The organism is Blautia sp. OF03-15BH, assembly GCF_003463065.1.
GTDB lineage: Bacteria > Bacillota > Clostridia > Lachnospirales > Lachnospiraceae > Limivivens.
Map to the genome: position 1 here is coordinate 1 of NZ_QSCM01000040.1, position 2588 is coordinate 2588.

Sequence of the window (2588 nt, forward strand, 5' to 3'; positions counted from 1 at the left end):
TGCAAATTCCGGCTCATCTGACCACGCATTCCGCTAAGAACTGATCGGTCTTTCCGGATGTAGCTGAACGTATTTCCGCTTCAGCTGATCAATAAGTTTTCAACGTGTTATAGTTCTTTCGTAGTCATCAAATGATTGCGAAAGGAGGCATAACTATGCAAAACTACAACACGATTATCGGCTCCATCCAGATGCGTTTGAATGGATGCCAGACCAGGTCTGTTATGGACCGTTACAAGATTGGCTCAGGTACATTAAATCTGATCATGAGCCGATATCATGCCAACGGGATCCCGATCGAGGAACTCCGAATGATGACACCTAAGGAAGTTGAGGACCTTTTCTATCCGCAGAAAAATCTACAGAGGAAAGATATCCCTCTTCCAGATTTCCAGTATTACTATGCCAGAATCCATACACCAGGAAGCCGCATGAACATTTCGTTCTGCTGGCTGGATTATAAAGAAAAGAATCCTGATGGTTATGAGAAGTCACAGTTTTATGAATACTTCAACCGATTCATAGCGGAAAAATATGGTGCTCAGAAAGTATCAATGGCTGTAAACCGAATCCCGGGTGAAAAGATGTATATCGACTGGGTTGGTGATCAGCCGGAACTTTTAACAGACACTGAAACAGGTGAGATTAACAAGGTTCATATTTTTGCGACCACGCTTGGAGTAAGTAGCCTAATCTATGCAGAAGCTTTTCCAAATGAGAAACTCCCATGTTTTATAGAAGGCTGCGCCCATGCTGTTTCGTTTTATGGTGCTGTTACGAAATACTTTGTGCCCGATAACCTGCGAACTGCTGTAACCAAACACACAAAAGATGAACTTATCCTGCAGTCTACCTTTGCAGATCTGGAAGATTTCTATGAAACTATAGTTCTTCCGCCACCCACTAGAAAGCCGAAAGGCAAGCCTACAGTTGAAAATCATGTACGTTATCTTGAAACACATCTGGTTGAGAAATTAAAAGAAAAGATATATGTGTCATTTGAAGACCTGAATGCTGATATCAAAAAAATAGTAGCGGTCCTCAATAAACGATCTTTTCAAGGAAAGGATTTCTCAAGACTGGATGCTTTCGAAAAGTATGACAAACCATGTATGAAACCACTGCCAGGCGGATGTTACACGGCTTGCGACTATAAAGCGGTCTTAAAAGTTCCCAACAATTACCACATCGAGTATGACGGCCACTACTACTCCGTATTGTACTCTTACTGTGGCAAGCCTGCAATCCTGAAGGCAACTGCATCGGAGATCAGGATTTGTGATCAATATAATCGGCTGATCTGTACACATAAGCGGTCTTATAGAGAGTTTCCGCTGTATATCACAGTAGATGAACATATGCCGCCAGAACACCTTTATTATAAAGAAGTCAATTCAAAGGATGGTAATTATTACCGTCGCTGGGCTTCTGCCATTGGTCCTGCAATGTCAGAACTGATTGACAGACTCCTAAAATCATCAAAACATGAAGAGCAGTCTTATAATGCCTGTGCAGGTATCCTGCATAAAGTAAAAACAATCCCGAAAGGTGCTGCTGAAGAAGTTGCCCATAAATGTATAGAGATCAATTCCTGTAAATATTTTACCTTCAAGCAGATGCTAAAAAAGATGGATGTGAAGGAACTCCCCGAGCATTCACCAGGAACACTGCCTAATCATGAAAATATCAGAGGAAAGGACTACTATAAATAAGGGTGACATACTATGGCATACAGATTAAAAGACTATCTTTATAACGATAAACTCACAAAGGAACAGAACATACTCATGGATCGACTGTATAAACTCCGTATGTCCGGTATGGCTGAAGCCTTTGAAAAGCAGCTTTTGGAACCAAACACAGGTCTCGAACCATTTGAAGTCCGCTTTGCTGATATTGTAAATCATGAGTGGGATCAGCGTGAGAGTAAAAAGTTTAAACGTCTCATGAAGAAAGCGTCCCTGAAATATCCTGCAGCAGATCTTGACAGTTCAATCTATGATCCAGAACGTCAGCTGAATACACACGTCATAGAACTTCTGTCCAAGTGTGATTGGATCGATGAGCCGAATAACCTACTGATGACCGGAGGGGCCGGTGCTGGGAAAACGCACATCGCCTGCGCCTTATGTATCACAGCAATGCATCAGAATCGTACTGTTAAATATATACGTGCGAACACTCTTTTAAAGGAATCAGATCATGCCAGGCGGGAAGGTAATTACTTCGAGTATTCGAATGAAATGGCCGCTTATGATCTCATGGTGATAGATGATTTCGGCTTAATGGATCTGGATATCGAAAAATGCCGCGACCTGTTTGAAATCATTGAGTCCAGAGACTGCCGCAAGGCAACTATTATTATCTCACAGATTCCAGTATCCGGATGGTATCAACTTTTTGGAGATTCCACCTATGCAGATGCCTGCTTAAGCCGAATGACATCCAAGGCATATCGTCTTGAATTTCCTGGCAGGGATCGTAGAGTAAACAACGGTAACTAATAAACCTGCTGAGCTTTGCTCAGTTTGAAGCGGAATGGCGCTCCGTTCCTCTGGAACGGATGCGCAGTTCTTGCGTAATATGCA

2 protein-coding genes are annotated in these 2588 nt (G+C 42.3%); both read left to right on the forward strand.

Translation table 11 applies throughout. The features are described from left to right. The first annotated feature begins 224 nt into the window (after nucleotides 1-224). Complete coding sequence (locus DXA57_RS17030; protein WP_243005830.1) at nucleotides 225-1712, forward strand: Mu transposase domain-containing protein; 1488 nt, start codon at nucleotides 225-227, stop codon at nucleotides 1710-1712. A 12-nt stretch (nucleotides 1713-1724) separates the two neighbouring features. Beyond that, nucleotides 1725-2504, forward strand: a complete 780-nt coding sequence (locus DXA57_RS17035; protein ID WP_117768433.1) for an ATP-binding protein — start codon at nucleotides 1725-1727, stop codon at nucleotides 2502-2504. Nucleotides 2505-2588 lie beyond the last annotated feature (84 nt).